General features: G+C 73.8%; 17 protein-coding genes and 1 pseudogene. 9 read left to right on the forward strand and 9 right to left on the reverse strand.

Annotated features, from left to right (window positions below; genetic code table 11):
- Positions 1-89 precede the first annotated feature (89 nt).
- Positions 90-479 (reverse strand): VOC family protein, encoded by a 390-nt coding sequence (locus ACIG5E_RS29105; RefSeq protein ID WP_396538289.1) that lies wholly within the window; start codon positions 477-479, stop codon positions 90-92.
- Positions 476-1,516 carry a hypothetical protein gene (locus ACIG5E_RS29110; protein ID WP_396538291.1) on the reverse strand — a complete coding sequence of 347 codons (1,041 nt, stop codon included), beginning with the start codon at positions 1,514-1,516 and terminating at the stop codon, positions 476-478. Before ACIG5E_RS29110 ends, ACIG5E_RS29105 begins: the two co-directional genes overlap by 4 nt.
- Positions 1,517-1,713: 197 nt before the next feature.
- Here ACIG5E_RS29110 and ACIG5E_RS29115 point away from each other — a divergent pair, with 197 nt between their 5' ends.
- From ACIG5E_RS29115 to ACIG5E_RS29130, 4 genes are all read left to right on the forward strand, one after another.
- Positions 1,714-2,157 (forward strand): HAD family hydrolase, encoded by a 444-nt coding sequence (locus tag ACIG5E_RS29115; protein ID WP_396538293.1) that lies wholly within the window; start codon positions 1,714-1,716, stop codon positions 2,155-2,157.
- A gap of 65 nt (positions 2,158-2,222) precedes the next feature.
- Complete coding sequence (locus ACIG5E_RS29120) at positions 2,223-2,621, forward strand: DUF3040 domain-containing protein (protein WP_396538295.1); 399 nt, start codon at positions 2,223-2,225, stop codon at positions 2,619-2,621.
- Between the two features lie 51 nt (positions 2,622-2,672).
- Positions 2,673-2,969: a PRC-barrel domain containing protein gene (locus tag ACIG5E_RS29125; RefSeq protein WP_396538297.1), complete on the forward strand. Its 297-nt coding sequence runs from the start codon at positions 2,673-2,675 to the stop codon at positions 2,967-2,969.
- 3 nt (positions 2,970-2,972) lie between these two features.
- The gene (locus ACIG5E_RS29130; protein WP_396538299.1) at positions 2,973-3,557 is read left to right on the forward strand and encodes a type 1 glutamine amidotransferase domain-containing protein; all 585 of its coding nucleotides are present in this window, start codon (positions 2,973-2,975) and stop codon (positions 3,555-3,557) included.
- A gap of 115 nt (positions 3,558-3,672) precedes the next feature.
- Here ACIG5E_RS29130 and ACIG5E_RS29135 read toward each other — a convergent pair whose 3' ends face one another.
- Together ACIG5E_RS29135 and ligD are read right to left on the reverse strand one after the other, a co-directional pair.
- Complete coding sequence (locus tag ACIG5E_RS29135; RefSeq protein WP_396538343.1) at positions 3,673-4,527, reverse strand: DNA ligase; 855 nt, start codon at positions 4,525-4,527, stop codon at positions 3,673-3,675.
- An 81-nt stretch (positions 4,528-4,608) separates the two neighbouring features.
- Positions 4,609-5,490 (reverse strand): annotated as a pseudogene (ligD, locus tag ACIG5E_RS29140) (non-homologous end-joining DNA ligase); the annotation flags it as partial.
- A 303-nt stretch (positions 5,491-5,793) separates the two neighbouring features.
- On the opposite strand from ligD, the gene ACIG5E_RS29145 reads away from it, so the two are divergent.
- A complete protein-coding gene (locus tag ACIG5E_RS29145; protein WP_396538301.1) occupies positions 5,794-6,228 on the forward strand; it encodes a CBS domain-containing protein in 435 nt (144 codons plus the stop codon).
- A 193-nt stretch (positions 6,229-6,421) separates the two neighbouring features.
- On the opposite strand, the gene ACIG5E_RS29150 is transcribed toward ACIG5E_RS29145, so the two are convergent.
- The 3 genes from ACIG5E_RS29150 to ACIG5E_RS29160 form a co-directional block, all read right to left on the reverse strand.
- Positions 6,422-7,588 carry an alanine--tRNA ligase-related protein gene (locus ACIG5E_RS29150; protein ID WP_396538303.1) on the reverse strand — a complete coding sequence of 389 codons (1,167 nt, stop codon included), beginning with the start codon at positions 7,586-7,588 and terminating at the stop codon, positions 6,422-6,424.
- 297 nt (positions 7,589-7,885) lie between these two features.
- Entirely contained in the window at positions 7,886-9,820 is a 1,935-nt protein-coding gene (locus tag ACIG5E_RS29155; RefSeq protein ID WP_396538305.1) for a PIG-L family deacetylase, read from the reverse strand.
- Between the two features lie 236 nt (positions 9,821-10,056).
- A complete protein-coding gene (locus ACIG5E_RS29160; protein WP_396538307.1) occupies positions 10,057-10,950 on the reverse strand; it encodes a helix-turn-helix domain-containing protein in 894 nt (297 codons plus the stop codon).
- Positions 10,951-11,081: 131 nt separating this feature from the next.
- Here ACIG5E_RS29160 and ACIG5E_RS29165 point away from each other — a divergent pair, with 131 nt between their 5' ends.
- Entirely contained in the window at positions 11,082-11,666 is a 585-nt protein-coding gene (locus ACIG5E_RS29165; RefSeq protein WP_396538309.1) for a pyridoxamine 5'-phosphate oxidase family protein, read from the forward strand.
- A gap of 3 nt (positions 11,667-11,669) precedes the next feature.
- Here the strand turns inward: ACIG5E_RS29165 and ACIG5E_RS29170 are convergent, their stop codons facing one another.
- Complete coding sequence (locus ACIG5E_RS29170) at positions 11,670-12,107, reverse strand: GNAT family N-acetyltransferase (protein WP_396538311.1); 438 nt, start codon at positions 12,105-12,107, stop codon at positions 11,670-11,672.
- 210 nt (positions 12,108-12,317) lie between these two features.
- On the opposite strand from ACIG5E_RS29170, the gene ACIG5E_RS29175 reads away from it, so the two are divergent.
- Positions 12,318-12,890, forward strand: coding sequence for a TIGR03086 family metal-binding protein (locus ACIG5E_RS29175; RefSeq protein WP_396538313.1), 573 nt, complete (start codon positions 12,318-12,320; stop codon positions 12,888-12,890).
- A 166-nt stretch (positions 12,891-13,056) separates the two neighbouring features.
- On the opposite strand, the gene ACIG5E_RS29180 is transcribed toward ACIG5E_RS29175, so the two are convergent.
- On the reverse strand, positions 13,057-13,452 hold the full coding sequence (locus tag ACIG5E_RS29180) for a transglycosylase family protein (protein WP_396538315.1): 396 nt from the start codon (positions 13,450-13,452) through the stop codon (positions 13,057-13,059).
- A gap of 473 nt (positions 13,453-13,925) precedes the next feature.
- On the opposite strand from ACIG5E_RS29180, the gene ACIG5E_RS29185 reads away from it, so the two are divergent.
- Both ACIG5E_RS29185 and ACIG5E_RS29190 read left to right on the forward strand, forming a co-directional pair.
- The gene (locus ACIG5E_RS29185; protein ID WP_396538317.1) at positions 13,926-14,495 is read left to right on the forward strand and encodes a universal stress protein; all 570 of its coding nucleotides are present in this window, start codon (positions 13,926-13,928) and stop codon (positions 14,493-14,495) included.
- A gap of 54 nt (positions 14,496-14,549) precedes the next feature.
- Positions 14,550-15,227 carry a hypothetical protein gene (locus ACIG5E_RS29190; RefSeq protein WP_396538319.1) on the forward strand — a complete coding sequence of 226 codons (678 nt, stop codon included), beginning with the start codon at positions 14,550-14,552 and terminating at the stop codon, positions 15,225-15,227.

A 15,227-nucleotide genomic window follows, 5' to 3' on the forward strand; every position in this document is an offset into this window, starting at 1 on the left:
TCGGGTCGCGCGGCCGGCACGTCCCGAGCGCGCGCCCGGCACCGGATTGATCGCGAGGCGGCGCTGGCCCGGCCGGTTCGTCCTGGTGGCTAGCGGTGGAACTGGGCGAGCTGGATGAGGTTGCCGCAGGTGTCGTCCAGCACCGCGATGGTGACCGGGCCGAGCGCCGTCGGCTCCTGGGTGAACCGCACACCGAGCCGGTGCAGGCGGTCGTACTCGCCGTGGACGTTGTCCACGGCGAACTGGGCGGCCGGGATGCCGTCCTCGACCAGGGCCGTCTTGTACGGCCTGACGGCCCGGTGGTTGTCGGGTTCCAGGAGCAGTTCGGTGCCGTCGGGCTGTTCGGGCGAGACCACGGTGAGCCAGCGGTACTCGCCGAGCGGGACCTCCTCCTTCTTCACGAAGCCCAGCACCTCGGTGTAGAAGCGCAGCGCCTTGTCCTGGTCGTCGACGAACACGGTGGTCAGGTTGATCCTCATGGGGTGCCCTCCGATGCGGCCCGGTGGTGGCGGCGGTCGCCGAGCCGATCGTAGATCGCGCGCAGCCAGGGCTGCCGGACGGCGGGCAGCCGGGCGAGGCGGTGACGCAGCAGGTGCCGGTCGGGTTCGAACAGCCGGTACGGGCGCAGCGGCGGCGGGTCGTCGCGCTCCTCCCCGGCGGGCAGCCGGGTGGTGGGGCGGACGGGCGGGAAGGCCAGGTACGTCCACACCCCGGCGTCCAGCGGGACGGCCACCGCGCCGCCGGGGGCCGGCTGCCAGGCGGCGCCGGTCCACGGGTGGCGGGGGACGAGGGTGATGTCCGGCACCGGCTCGGGGGCGAGGCCGGGCCCGGCCAGGCCCAGCGTACGGACCGGGGCGCCGGCCGGGAGCAGCCGCTGCAGGGTGCGGCCGAAGGTCTCGGTGAGCAGGCCCGGGACCACCGCCACCGGCGCGCCGCCGGAGGCCGCCAGGACCTCGGCCAGGGCGGTCCCGACCGCGGCGCTCCACCGGTCGCTCCACCCGCCGAGGGGGTCGAGCGGCGGCGTCGGCGCCACTGACCAGCCGTCCCCGGCAGGACGGGCCGGGCCCGCGACCGGGAGCCGCCGTACGGCCTGCGGATACAGCCAGACCGCCTGCCAGCGGTAGCAGTCGTCGATCCGGGCACCCACCGTCCGCCCGCACCGCTCGCAGGCCAGGTTGGGACCTCCGGCGGAAGCGCAGCAGCCGTCGCACTGCTCGGGGATCAGGGCGGTGCCGCGGGTGTCGCCCGGGGCCAGCAGGACGGCCCCGCCGGGGCCGGACCACAGCCCGTCGACCGGTGCGTACACGCCCTGGGCGGCGGCCTGCGCGGGCGTGATCGCGGCCCAGGGCTGCCAGGGCCGTTCGGAGGGCTCCGGGTCGACGGCGAAGGTCCCCGGCTCCAGCAGTGGCGGCAGGTACCGGTCCCCGCCCTCGCGGTGCGCGTGCGGCGGCAGCGCCACCTCCGTCACCGGCGCGGTCAGCTCCGCACCGCACCCCGCGCACGCGAACACCGCCACGCGTTCTCCCCTCCGCTCGTCCGTGAACGTCCGGAGTATGGCGGTCCGCGCACCGCCCGCCAAGCGGTTTTCGCCGGTGGGGGTGCCCGTCCTCGGCAGGCAGCGCGCCGGGCCGGGGAGCGTCCTAACCTGGAAGGGCGCGCACGGTGCGTGGCCTGCGACGGAAGCACGGAAGCACGGCAAGGGGAGCGGTGACCATGACGGTGATCTCGGCGGCTCTCTTCGGCACCGACTGGCGGCCCCGGCTGCCCGGCGGCGTCGAGTTGCTGTGCGAGTGCGCCGCCCGTGGCTGGACGGTGGTGCTGACGGGCCCCGGGCCGGCCGGGGCGCCCGCCCTGACCGTGACCGCCCCCGGCAGCGACCCCGTGCGGGCCGCTCTGGAGCTGGTGGACGGCGAGCCCGCGCACGCCGTGGCCGTCGCCGGGAGCGTGCGCGAGGTGCTGGCGGCGCTGCGGGTCGGGGTGCCCTGCGTCGCCCTGGAGACCGGTGGGGACGCCGGTCCCGAGCTGCGGGCGGCCGGCGCGGTCGAGGTCCACCGCGACGCCGCCGCCCTGCTGCGTGTCCTGGACGACAGCCTGCTCGCTCGTCCCCGGGCCTTCGGGCGCGTGGACGCCGGAACCGGCGGTCCCCGGAGCGGTTAACGCCGGCCCGTACCGGGCAACCGCCCGGGTGCGAGCACGTCACCGGAATGTCGGAGGTGACCGAGATGGACGGACCCGCGTTGAGCGGATGGGAGCGGCGGCTCCTCGAGGAGATCGAGTCCGACCTGCGCCAGGACACGCGCCTCGACCGGAAGTTGAGCACGATGGGGGCGAAGTCGCCGAACCGGGTCCTGGGCGCGCTGCGCGCCGCCGGGCGCCGGATCTCGGCCGGGGTGCTGCTGACCGTGCTGGTGATGACGTCGATCTGCCTCGGCATCGGGGTGCGCACCCCGACCACGGGCGTGCTGATCGCCCTCGGGGTGGTCTGGGCCGCCTCGGTGGCGGCCGCGGTGGCAGCCACGGAACTGCTGCGGCGGCGCCGGGGAGGCCGTCAGACGGAAGCCGTCGACCCGGCGCGGGAGGAGCGGCGCGAGCGCCGACCCTGGGACCGCCCGGAGGCGTGACGTGATCCGGCTGCGTGACGTGACGGGGGACCGAACCATCGCGAGGTGCCCATGAGTACCGACCTGTGGGAGTACCGTCCGGGCTCCCACCCCGCCGCCGACCTCGCCCTGGTCGGGTACGAGGTGCACGCCACCGACGGCCGGCTCGGCAGGGTCGAGCAGGACGGCGGCGACCACCTGATGGTCGACGCCGAGCCCTGGGTGCCGGGCGCCCGGGTGCTCGTCCCGGTCGGCCTGGTCGCCCGGATCGACCACCTGGACCGCACCGTCCACCTCGACTGCCCCCGGGCCCGGGTCGGCACCGTCCCGCCGCCCGCCGAGGACCTCACCACCCGCCGCCCGCACTGAGCCATGGGCTGGCCGCTGACCACCCTGACCGGCCGGACGATCGCCTTCCTGGTCGCCCCGTACGGCGTCGAGCAGCAGGAACTCACCTCGCCCTGGCAGGCGGTCGCCGAGTCCGGCGGCGTCCCGAGGCTGCTCTCCACCGCCCCCGGCCGGGTCCGGGCCGTCCGGCACCGCGAGCCCGGGGACACCTTCGCGGTGGACGGCCTGGTCGCGGAGGCCGACCCGGCCGACTACGACGGGCTGGTGCTGCCCGGCGGCGTCGCCAACCCGGACCACCTGCGGCTGGACCGCGCGGCGGTCTCCTTCGTGCACGCCTGCTGCGCCTCCGGCCGCCCGGTCGCCGCGATCTGCCACGCCGCCTGGACGCTGATCGAGGCCGATGCCGTCCGCGGCCGCACCCTCACCTCCTGGCCCAGCCTGCGGACGGATCTGGTCAACGCGGGCGCCCACTGGGTGGACGAGGAGGTGCACGTCTGCCGGGACGGGCCGGGCCTGCTGGTGACCAGCCGCAAGCCGGGGGACCTGCCAGTGTTCGAGGACGCGCTGGTCACCGAGTTCGTCCACGCGGCGGGGAAGCGGCGGAAGTGACGCGCGTCCTCGGACGTGGGTGAACGCGAGCGAGGGTGAACGCGCTCTGGTGGACACCGAAACCCGGCGGGGACCGATCGGCCGGGCAGCTTCAGCGGTCCGACTCGTCGGGTGGTCAGTCCCCGCGCAGCCGGACGAAGGTGGCGGTGGGCGGGCGCCCGGTGAGGGTGAGTTCGGCGCGCAGCGGGCCGGTGAGCGGGTGCACCTGGCCGTGGTCGGGGTCGGTGGCGGGCGGGCCGAGCAGCGGCCCGGCGACCTGGGCGACCTCGCGGGCCTGGACGGGGGTGAGCCGGGGGGTGGTCAGGAAGACCCGGCCGTCGTCGAGCCGGAGCACCAGCGCGTGCGGCCGGGAGGCCGGACCGGTGAGGGCGCGGACGGTGGCGTCCACCGTGTCGCTGCGCCGGTACTTGACCCAGGCCCGGCTCGCGCCGCGCGCCCGGTAGGGGGAGGCCGCGGCCTTGCAGACCAGGCCCTCCACACCGGTGTCGGCCAGCTGCTCCATCCACTCCAGCGCCTCCGCCCGGTCGGTGGTGGCCATCACCGGCTGGACCGGCGGCGGGACGTCGGCCAGGGCGGCCAGCAGCAGACGGCGCCGGTCGGTGAGCGGCAGCCGCCGGACGTCGCGGCCGGGCAGGGCGAGCAGGTCGAAGGCGATCAGCCCGAGCACGACGTCCGGCGCCGCGGCCCGGGCCTGCCGGGTGTGCAGCAGCTCCTCGAAGGCGAACCGCCCGGCCCGCCAGGCGACGAGTTCGGCGTCCAGCACCAGCCCCTCCGGCAGCCGGGCGACGGCGGCGGCGACCGGCGGGAACTCGGGGGCGAGGTCGCGACCGCTGCGGGACTGCAGGAACGCCGGACGCTCACCGCGGGCGAAGGCGACGCAGCGGAAGCCGTCCAGCTTCAGCTCGTACTGCACGCCGCCCCCGCCCAGCCCGTCGGCGGGCGGCACGGCGGTGACGGCGGCGGGGCGCATCACCTCGACCGGCGGGTGCAGCACCTGCCGGGGCTGCGACGGCGTCGCGGGCGCGGCCGGCGCAGCGGGTGAGGGCGGTGCGGAGGGCAGCGGCCGGGCCTGCTCAGGGGCCAGCAGCGGCGCGAACAGGTCGCCGTGCGCCGCCAGCCGTCGCGGCAGCTCGGCCAGGGTGAAGACCAGCTCCGCCTCCCCGCGCGCCCGCTCCAGCTCGGCCCAGGACAGTGGGGTGGAGACCGTCGGCAGCGGCCGGGCGCGCAGGGTGTACGGGGCGGCGGTGGTCTTCTTGGCGTTGTTCTGTGACCAGTCGACCAGCACCCGGCCCCGGCGGCGGGCCTTGGCCATGGTGTGCACCACCAGGTCCGGGCGCTCGACCTCCAGCGCGGCGGCCAGCGCCTTCGCGTACCCGGAGACCTCCGCGCTGGGCGTCGGCTCGATCGGCACCAGCAGGTGCAGGCCCTTGGAGCCGGAGGTCTTCACCCAGGCCGACAGCCCGTCCGCGGCCAGCCGCTCGCGCAGTAGCAGCGCGACCGCCCGGCAGGTGAGGACGTTCGCGCCCTCGCCCGGGTCGAGGTCCAGGACCAGCCGGTCGGCCAGGGCGGGCGCGGCCGCGTGCCACTGCGGGACGTGCAGCTCCAGGCAGCCCAGGTTGGCGACCGCCAGCAGCGCCGCGCCGTCCTCCAGCACCACCTGGCGCAGCTCGCCGCCGGTGCTGGGCACGTCCACCGTGCGCACCCAGTCCGGGGTGCCCGGCGGCGGGTTCTTGGCGACGAACACCTCCGCCTCCACGCCGTCCGGGCAGCGCAGGAAGGACACCGGACGGTCGCGCAGGTGGGGGAGCAGGGCGGTGTGCACGGCGGCGTAGTAGCGCAGCACGTCGCCCTTCAGGGTGCCGATGCTCGGGTAGTACACCTTGTCGAGATGGGACAGGGCGAGGGTGCGTCCGTCCACCGTCATCTGCGGCATGGGCCGTCTCCGAAGACTCCTGCGGGTGGCCCCCGCAGCCAGTCTGCCCCGGTACGGCCGCCGGCGCCCGGGGCGACTACCAGCCGGGCGTCAGGACGACCGGACGGGCCGGGGCGCGCCCGGATACGCCTTGGACGTTTCGGAACTTCGCCCGCATCGGCGCCCGCGGTCGCGGGCGGGCCCGTGGTCGCCTACGGTGAGGGCACGGTCACCCCGCGTGCGGCGCTGCGGACCGCCGAGGGGGAGGACCGTCGGGGGGTAACACCGACGAAGTAGGGGGGTAACACCGACGAAGGAGTCCCCGTGACCACTGCCCGAGACATCATGCACACCGGCGCCCAGTGCATCGGCGCCCACCAGACGCTGGACGAGGCCGCGAAGATGATGCGCGACAAGAAGGTCGGCGCGTTGCCGATCTGCGGCGACGACCAGAAGCTCCACGGCATCATCACCGACCGCGACATCGTGGTGCGCTGTCTCGCCGAGGGCAAGGACCCGGCGAAGATGACCGCCATCGAACTCGCCGGGCACCTGCACTGCGTGCGGGCCGAGGACAGCATGGACACCGTGCTGAAGAAGATGGAACAGCACCAGATCCGGCGCATCCCGGTGATCGACGGCGAGCGGCTGGTCGGCATGATCAGCGAGGCCGACCTGGCGATGGGCCACCGCGACGGCCACCAGGTGACGGACCAGCAGATCATCGACTTCATGGACAGCGTCTACATGAAGCGGTGACACCCCGCTCGCCCCGCCCCTGAGCGGCAGCCCCGTCCGCGCCCCGGTGACCGGCCGGTCCCCCCGTACCGGCCGGGCCTTCCGAGGGTGCCGGACGGGGCCCTCGTGCGTCTTGTACAAATGCGCAACCACAAATGCGCAACCACAAATGCGCGACTACGAACGCGCGACGCCCGCCGAGCGGCCGGCGCCGTTACTGCGGCCGCAGGTCGAGGACCAGGTCGCGCGGCAGGCCGTGGGTGTCATGGAGGTAGTGGAGGTCGTCCTCGGTGAGCGGGCCGCGGAAGCGGGGGCGGGAGAGCACCTGGCGGCCGCGGTCCAGGAGGCGGCCGAACCGGTGCTCCTCGTCGAGCAGCACCTGACGGACCGACTCGGGGTGGACGTCCTGGCGGAAGTGGTCCAGGGTGTGCCGGACCAACTCGTCCGGCAGGTCGCCGAGTCCGCGCTGCGGGTCGTCCCGGCGCAGCACGGTGAGCACCCGGCGCAACAGGCGGCGCAGGACGTAGCCGCGGCCGGTGTTGGAGGGGCGGACGCCGTCGCCGATGACGACGACGGCCGAGCGCAGGTGGTCGCAGACCAGGCGCAGTGACGGTTCGTCCAGCTGCCACAGGGTCGGGACGAGCCGGCGCCAGGGGTCGAAGACGTCGCAGTCGAAGACGGACGAGCGGCCCTGGAGCAGCGAGGAGAGCCGTTCCAGGCCGAGGCCGGTGTCGATGTTGCGCTGGGGGAGCGGGACGAGGGTGCCGTCGTCGAGGCGTCGGTGGCGCATCATCACGTGGTTCCACACCTCGACCCAGCGGTCGTCCCGGGTGGGTGTGGACTGCGGCGGGGTGTCGCCGGTCCACAGGAAGATCTCCGAGTCGGGGCCGCAGGGGCCGGTCGGCCCGTTGGACCACCAGTTGTCCTCGACGGTGAGCTCGACCGGCACGCCGCGGTCCTGCCACAGCTCCAGCGAGTCGGTGTCCGGACCGACCTGGTCGTCGCCGCCGAAGACGGTGACGTGGAGCCGGCCGGGATCGATGCCGAAGCCGTCGGTGAGCAGCCCGTAGCCCCAGTCGAGGCTCTGCGGGCCCTCGTAGTCGCCCAGGGACCATGTGCCGAGCATCTCGAAGACGGTGAGGTGGGTGCGGTCGCCGACCTCGTCGAGATCGGTGGTGCGCAGGCAGCGCTGGACGTTGACCAGCCTCCTGCCGAGCGGGTGGGGGCGTCCCTCCAGGTAGGGCGTGAGGGGGTGCATGCCGGAGGTGGTGAACAGCACCGGGTCGCCGGGCGGGGGCAGCAGGGTCGAGCCGGTGATCCGGCGGTGGCCGCGGTCCTCGAAGTACTCGGTGAAGGTGCGGACGAGCTGGTCGGTGTTCACGGGGTGGCTCCTTCGCGTATGCCGTTGCGGGAGGCACCGGACAACGAGTCCACGCGATCATCGGAGCCGAGGAGCAGAACACCTCGGAGCCACACCGGCGGACCGTTTCCGGTCGCCGGGGGAGGGGGTACGTCAGGCGGCGGCAACCGGCGAGCTGGTCGCTCGCGCGGTGGCGGTGATGTGGCCGGTGACGTTCATGGGGCCGAGGATAACGCGGTCGGCGCCCAGGGGCACGCGATTTACCGCCCCGGAGTGGGAAGTCGGCGGGTCCGACTTCCCACTCCGGGCGCTACGGGCTCACAGCGGCAGGCTCTGCCAGCCGCCGAAGCCGGTGGCCGTGGTGCCCGTGCGGTAGGAGACGCGGGCGTCCGTGCCGATGGCGAACACGTGGAGGACGCCGGCGCCGTCGACGATCGCGGTGGGGTGGTCGAGGACGGTGCCGCCGAGGTCCTGCCAGGAGTCGTAGCCGGCGTTCGGGGCGGTCTGGGCGGTGGTGCTCACCCCGCCGCCGCGGTTGCGCTCGAACAGGACGACCCGTCCGCCGAGGGTGGCCGCCGCCGGCTCGCCCACGCCCCCGTGTCCGCCGAGGGGCGCCGGGGACTGGCTCCACGAACCGCCGGGCTGGGTCTGGTAGCTGACCAGCATCGCGCCGGTTCCTGCCTCGCGGTAGGCGAGTTCGATCCGGCCGTCCTGGTCGAGCGCGGCCTTGGGCGGGCTCGCCGGCCGGGCGCCGGGGATCGGGCCGGGGCCGCTGAAGGTGCCGTTCGGGGCGCCCTGCCACCAGCCGAGGACGCCGGTGCGGGTGCTGGCGAACACCTCGATCGCCCCGACGCCGTTGCGGATCGCGGTGACCGGGTCCTGGAGGTCGGTGCCGCCCAGGTCCGTCCAGGTGGTCGTCCACACCCCGCCCGGGGTGGTCTGCCGGATGGTGCTGAGGCCGCCCCCGCCGTTCTTGACGAACAGCTCCAGCCGCCCGTCCTGGGAGTTGGCCACCACGGGCACCCCGACCTGGTCATCGTTGCCGAGCCCGGCGTTGGGGTTGCCGTGGTCGGCCCAGCCGTTCCACCACCAGCCGTTGGGCGTGCCCTGCGGCAGGGAGATGATGTGGTGGTCGGTGAGGCGGCGGGCGAAGACCTCCAGCCGGCCGTCGGCGTTGGTGCCGACGGCGATGCCCGGGGCCAGCCGCCCGCCCGGGTCGGCCATCCGCACCGGACCGCCCCAACTGCCGTCCGCCTGACGCCAGTACGTGCAGAGGGCGCCGGCCCGGACGACGAAGACCTGCGGCCGGCCGTCCTGGTTCAGCCCGGCCCAGGAGGTGCCCCGGGACCAGCGGTAGTACATCCGGGAGAACCAGGAGTCGGAGTAGTTCCCCGAATGGTCGTGGCTGGCGTACTCGGAGACGAACACGCCCTTGGCGCCGACCGTCGCCGGGTCGAGGTTCACCGGGGAGTCGCCGATGTTGTAGTCCCGGTAATTCACCTGGATCAGCGGGCCGCCGTACAGCAGGGCCGCCTGGCCGGCGAATTTCGCGGCGGCGACGTGGTCCGAGTGGTCGCCGGAGTAGCGGGTGTCCGGGAGTTCGTCCTGCGCCCGGAGCACGGTCGGCTGGTACGTCACCATCAACTGCCGCAGCACCTCGACGACATCCGCGGCCGTGTAGGTCGACGGCCCGGACAGCGGGCTGCCGCTCGGGACGACCGTGGTGTCGGTGCCGCCGGCCAGGACGCCGCCGAGCCCGGCGTCGTGCAGGTTGAGGAAGATCAGGTGCACCGGCCGGCCCTTGAGGACGTACCGCTCGACCTGCTTGCCCGCGACCGTCCAGGCCTCGGCCGTCCAGTGGCCGACCTCGTCGGTCGTCGGGTCGTTGTCGCCGACCCCGGTCATCCGGGAGTACGCGTTGATGGCGCCCATCTGCCGGTTCCAGGTGCGCAGCGGCTCGCCGGCGGTGTCCCAGCAGGCCGTGGCGCACGGGTCGCCGGTCGCGTTCCCCGCGGTGACGAACACCGTGACGGACGGCGTGCCGTCGGCGAGCGCGTTGGACAGGTCCGGGTTCATGAACAGGATGTCGTCGTCCTCGTGCGCGACGACCTGCATGACCAGCGGCCCGGGGCCTGCCGCCGCGGCGGTGGGGGCGGCCGCGGCGGCGCGGGTCGCGGTTCCCTGGGCCAGGACGGGCGCGGCGAGGGCGGAGAGTGCGACGGAGGCGAGGAGTTGCCGTCGTCCGATTGCCATGTGATTCCCCCCAATTCGAGATCGGCATGTAACCACGCCAAGAGGAGGTTAACGTGACGCGGAACAGGAAAATGCCTTTGACGGTATTTCACAACGGTGTGGCGGAAAACGTCAGTTGACGTACGATCAAGCTGATCCGGCTGTTTCTGCTCGGCAGCTCGGCAGCTCGGCAGCTCGGCAGCTCGGCAGCTCGGCAGCCCAGCGGCTCGGCTCGGCTCGGCTCAGCTCAGCTCGGCTCAGCTCCGGTCGGTGTCGAGTACGGCGCTGGTGATCCGCCCGATGACCCGGTCGGTCGGTTCGAGGGCGGTGGCGGCGCGGCGGGAGGCCAGGAACTCGCGGGGTGAGCAGCCGACCATGCCGCGGAAGGTCCGGTCGAGGTGGGACTGGTCGTAGTAGCCGCAGAGCGCCGCCAGGTCGGCGCGGGCGAACCGCCCGTCCGGGGCGGTCAGCAGCCGAAGCGTCCGCTGCAGCCGCAGGATGCCGGCGGCCTGCTTGGGTGCCAGCCCGAGCTGTTCGCGGAAGCGCTGCTCCAGTCGGCGGCGGCTCCAGCCGGTGCCCTCCACCAGGGCGCGGACCGGCATCAGCCCCCGGGAGCGCCGCAGTTGGTGCCAGGCCCAGACGACGTCCGGCTCCCAGACCGGTCCGTCGGCCAGCAGCGCGGTGAAGTAGCCGTCCAGCAGGGCGAACCGGGCCGGCCAGGTCGGGGCGTCGGTCAGGCGGGCGGCCAGCCGGCCCAGCCGGGGGCCCAGCACATCCCCGGCCTCCGCCCACTGCCCGCCGAGCTCCCCGGCCACCGGACCGAACGCCCGGAACGCGCCCTGCGGGGTGAGCGAGACCGCCAGTCCGTGCAGCACACCGGCGTGTTCGGCGATCGTCGCGGTGCGGCGCAGTCCGGCGGCGATCGAGCCGAAGGAGATGCCGGGGGCGGGTGACACGGCGTCGGTGAGCCGCATCGTGCCCTCGAAGGCGAGCGCCACCGTCACCACGTCCGTCGGCACCTCCAGCCGTCGGCGCGGGCCGTCCAGGGCCATCCGGTAGCCGCGGTAATCGAGGACGTAGCGGCGCAGCGGTGCGGCGGGCAGGCCGAGCGCCATCGCCGGACCGGCGGTCGGGAGGGTGTCCTGAACCAAGTCAACTCCCTTGTTCGGAGCGGAGGGTGGCAGGTGCACCGATCATCCTAGGCGGATCGGTCAGTGCGCCGACCGTCTCATTGCGTGGATTTTCCTTTCTCGGGGGGCGAGATGCGGGCACACTTGCGGCCATGGGAAAGCAGTACGAAAGCATCGACGGCCGGCTGCGGCAGTTCATCGAACGCCAGCCCGTCTACTTCGTCGCCACCGCGCCGCTGGCGGGCGACGGGCACGTCAACCTCTCGCCCAAGGGCCGCTCCGGCACCCTCGCGATCATCGATGAACTCACCCTCGCCTACCTGGACTTCGGCGGCTCGCAGGCCGAGACCATCGCCCACCTGCGGGAGAACGGCCGGATCACCCTGATGTGGTGCGCCTTCGACGGCCCGCCCACCGTGGTCCGGGTGCACGGCCGCGGCGAGCCCGTCTTCCGCGACGACCCGCGCTTCGCCGAACTGCTCGGCCGCTTCGAGCCCGGCGCGGACGGATCGGGCCTGCGCGCGATCGTCCTGGTCCGCGCCGAGCGGGTCAGCGACTCCTGCGGCTACGCCGTGCCGTTCATGGACTACCGCGCCGACCGCGACCTGCACGCCCAGTACTTCGACCGCAAGGGCGACGAGCAGTTCAGCGCCTACTGCGAGGGCAAGCCGCTCGTCCGCACCAGCATCGACGGCCTGCCCGCCCTCCCGCTGCCGGTCCCGGCCCGGCCGGCCTGACGGTCAGCCGGACTGCCGCCCGGGGAGGACCATCAGCTTCTCGGGGTCGGGGAACGGCACGAACCCGGCCTTCGCGTACACCTCGTGGGCGTCGAGGGTGGAGAGCATCAGCCGCTTCAGCGCGTACGGCCGCAGGTGCTCCACCACCGCCTCGGCCAGCCAGGTGCCCAACCCGCGACCCCGCTGCCCGGGGTCGACGTACACGTCGCAGAGCCAGCCGAAGGTGGCGTGGTCGGTCACCACCCGGGCGAACGCCACCTGCCCCCCGTCCGGCCCGTACACCCCGAACACCACCGATCCGCGCACCGACTGCTCCACCACCTCCCGGCTGCGCCCGAGCGCCCAGAAGGCGTCGGTGGAGAGCCAGTGGTGGACCAGCCCGAGGTCGATGCGCTCGGGGTCGGTGGAGAGCTGGTAGCCGTCCTCACGGTGAATGATCATGAGGCGGCATGATAGGGCGTGCCCGACAAGCCCTGGTCGCCGGGGGGGGCGAAAGCCACCCGGAATTCATGGACCAACACCTGTTCGCCGCCTTCCGGTTGACCACCTTCGTCGCGATGATCAGCCCCGGGCCCGGGTCGGGGAGTGATCCAAGGAGCTGACATCATCAGCGGCATGACAGATCGTCAGATAGAAACGGGAGCCTCCGCCATGCCGAACCACCCCGTCGTCGAGCAGATCGAGCGCGCCGCCGCCACGACCGGAGCCCTGATCGCGGGCATCGGTCCGGAGCAGTGGAAGCTCCCCACGCCCTGTGCCGACTGGGACGTCACCGCCCTGGTGAACCACCTGGTGGGCGGGATCCACCTGTACGTCGGCCAGCTGACCGACACCGACCCCGGAAAGGCGCACGAGGACGACTGGCTCGGTGACGACCCGGTCGCGGCCTACCGTTCCGCGGCGGCCGCCGACCTCGCGGCCTGGCGCCGCCCGGGCGCGCTCGACCACAGCGTCACCATCTCGCTCGGCGAGGTGCCGGGCGAGTTCGCCGCCACCGTCCACCTGACCGAGCTCGCCGTGCACGGGGTGGACATCGCGGTGGCGACCGGGCAGGAGAACCTGCTGGACACCGAGCTGCTGGAGGGCCTGCTGGCCGCGATCCGGCAGCTGGGCGTCGACCCGTACCGCGTCCCCGGCATCTTCGGCCCCGAGGCCCCCGCCGCCGAGGGCGCCCCGGTCCACCTGCGCCTCCTCGCTCACCTGGGCCGCCCGGTCCAGGCCTGACGGCGGCGGAGCCAAGGCGGGCGGCGCCGCCGCTGCTGGGCGAGGAGGTGCGGCGGCCGCGGGCGCTGCCGGAGGAGCGGGGCGGTCCGCGGGTCGGGCCGTGACGCGACGAAGCCGCCGCACCCTCTTGCGGGGTGCGGCGGCTTGCGTGTGGGGGCGTGGGGGCTTACTTGCCCAGGCCGGCCTTGCCGGAGCAGATCGGCCAGGCGCCGGGGCCCTGGGCGGCGAGGACCTTCTCGCCGATGGAGATCTGCTGGTCCTTGGTGGCCAGGTCGGCGCGTGCGGCGAAGGAGGTGCCGCCGAAGGCCGCCCAGGTGCTGGAGGTGAACTGCAGACCGCCGTAGAAGCCGTTGCCGGAGTTGATGGCCCAGTTGCCGGTGGCCTCGCAGGAGGCGACCTTGTCCCAGACCGACGCCGGCGCGGCGGAGGCGCTGGTGGCCGTGACGAGGCCGGCCACCGGGAGCGCGGTGAGCGCCCCGGCCATCAGAGCCATCCGGACGCGGTTGCGGCGCTTCGGGGTGGCAGTGGTGGTGGCAGCGGCGGTCTCGTTACGGAAGGTCATGAAGGTCCTTTCGGAGGGCGTCTGCGAGCGCGCGGAACCAGGCCCTCGGAAGGCCGTCGGTTTCGGGGACGCGTCACTCGCGTGGTCCGGCACGTTCCTGCTCGGGGGCGGTGAGGCCCGGCCGGAGCGGATTGCTCGGTGCAACGGGTTCGAAGTTACGGGGGCGTTCGGGGCGGTTCAAGGATTCGCAGGTTCGGGCACGTCGGAGGCCTGTTACCGCAGGTAGCGATCACGAAAATGAGGTGATTTCGGATCATTTCGCCCTATTTCCGAGATCAAACCACCCTCGGGAGTGGCCCCCGTCACCGCGGAGGCCGTGTGAGGCCGCGCACAGGTCGACAGCGCGTGACGGACCACCCCGCCCCCGGTGCCGGATCGACGGCCCCGCGCACCCGTCCGGGTGGCCCGCACCACAGCCCTCACCCGGAGTGCCCCCTGCACCCACTCCCGGTGGCGGGCATAGCCTTCGGCCCATGAGCAACGAGAGCGATGCGGCGGACGCGGGGGCCGTCGACGACGCGGGCCGACCGGACGGCGAGGTGCCCGGGAGCCGGGGCCGTACGGAGCACGAGGGCCACGAGCCGGCCGTCGCGCCCAGCGGCTTCGAGCTGGGGACCGACGGGCCCAAGGTGATCCTGGCGGGCCTGGACGGCTCCGACTCCTCCTGGCGCGCCACCGCCTACGCCGCCGGGCTGGCCCGCCGGCAGGGCGCCCTCCTCGCCGTGGCCTATATCCAGCCGATACTCGGCGCCGCGACCGCCCTGGCCGGTGCCGCGGTGGAGGAGACCACCCAGGAGATCGCCGACGAGCTGCTGGCCGCGCTGCGCGAGGCCGAGCACCGGATGCGCGAGGTCTGGCGGGTGCGGTGGCGCTTCCTCACCATGCGCGGCGACCCCTATACGGGCCTGGCCAAGCTCGCCGACGAGCTGCGCGCCGACGCCGTGGTGGTCGGCGTCTCCGAACAGGCCGGGCACAAAGTGATCGGATCGGTCGCGGTCCGGCTGGTCAAGGCGGGACGCTGGCCGGTCACCGTCGTTCCGTAGGCGAACCGCCGTGGGCTCGGTACGGGCCCGGCCGGACCGCTATCCTCCGCGTTCATGATCGAGATCACGGGGGTCCAGGCCGAGCCCGGCGGCAGCGCCACGCTGCGCTTCGAGGACGGGAAGCTCCACGTCGAACCGGACGAGCAGCGGAGGAAGCCGCGTACGAAACTGCACGAGTGGTTCCTCGGCATCGGGTTCGTCGCCTTCCTGGTCATGCTGCTGGCCTTCGGCCTCGGGCGCCTGGCCCAGAAGCTGCACCTGCCGAAGGCGGTGGGGAACGCCGTCACCGACGTCGCGCTCGCCTGCCTCGGCGTGTTCCTGCTGTGCCTGCTCCTGGGCTGGATCAGCGTCAAGCTCGGCGAGTTCTTCGGGACGGGCGGTGCCGGCGGCGGCCCCAAGCCGTGGTCGCTGCCGGCGAAGTGGATCAACGGGATCGAGTACCAGCAGATCGACCCGCAGGGCGGACTGCGCGCCACCCTGCGCAAGTCGGACAACTCGCTCGCCCACTTCACCGCGCCGGGCGAGACCGGGCCGCGGCTCCACCGGGCCTTCGAGCAACTCCTCCGCCCTGCCGCCCAGCAGACCTCACCGCAGCCCGTCCGGCAGCCCGCGCCACAGTTCCAGGCGCAGCCGCCCGGCTACGGGCAGCCCGCCCCACAGCTCCAGGCGCAACCGCCCGGCTATGGGCAGCCCGCCCAGTACGGCCGGCCGAACCCGTACCGCGAGGGCTGA

The sequence above is a fragment of the Kitasatospora sp. NPDC053057 genome (genome assembly GCF_044546945.1).
In the GTDB taxonomy this organism is placed as follows: Bacteria; Actinomycetota; Actinomycetes; order Streptomycetales; family Streptomycetaceae; genus Kitasatospora.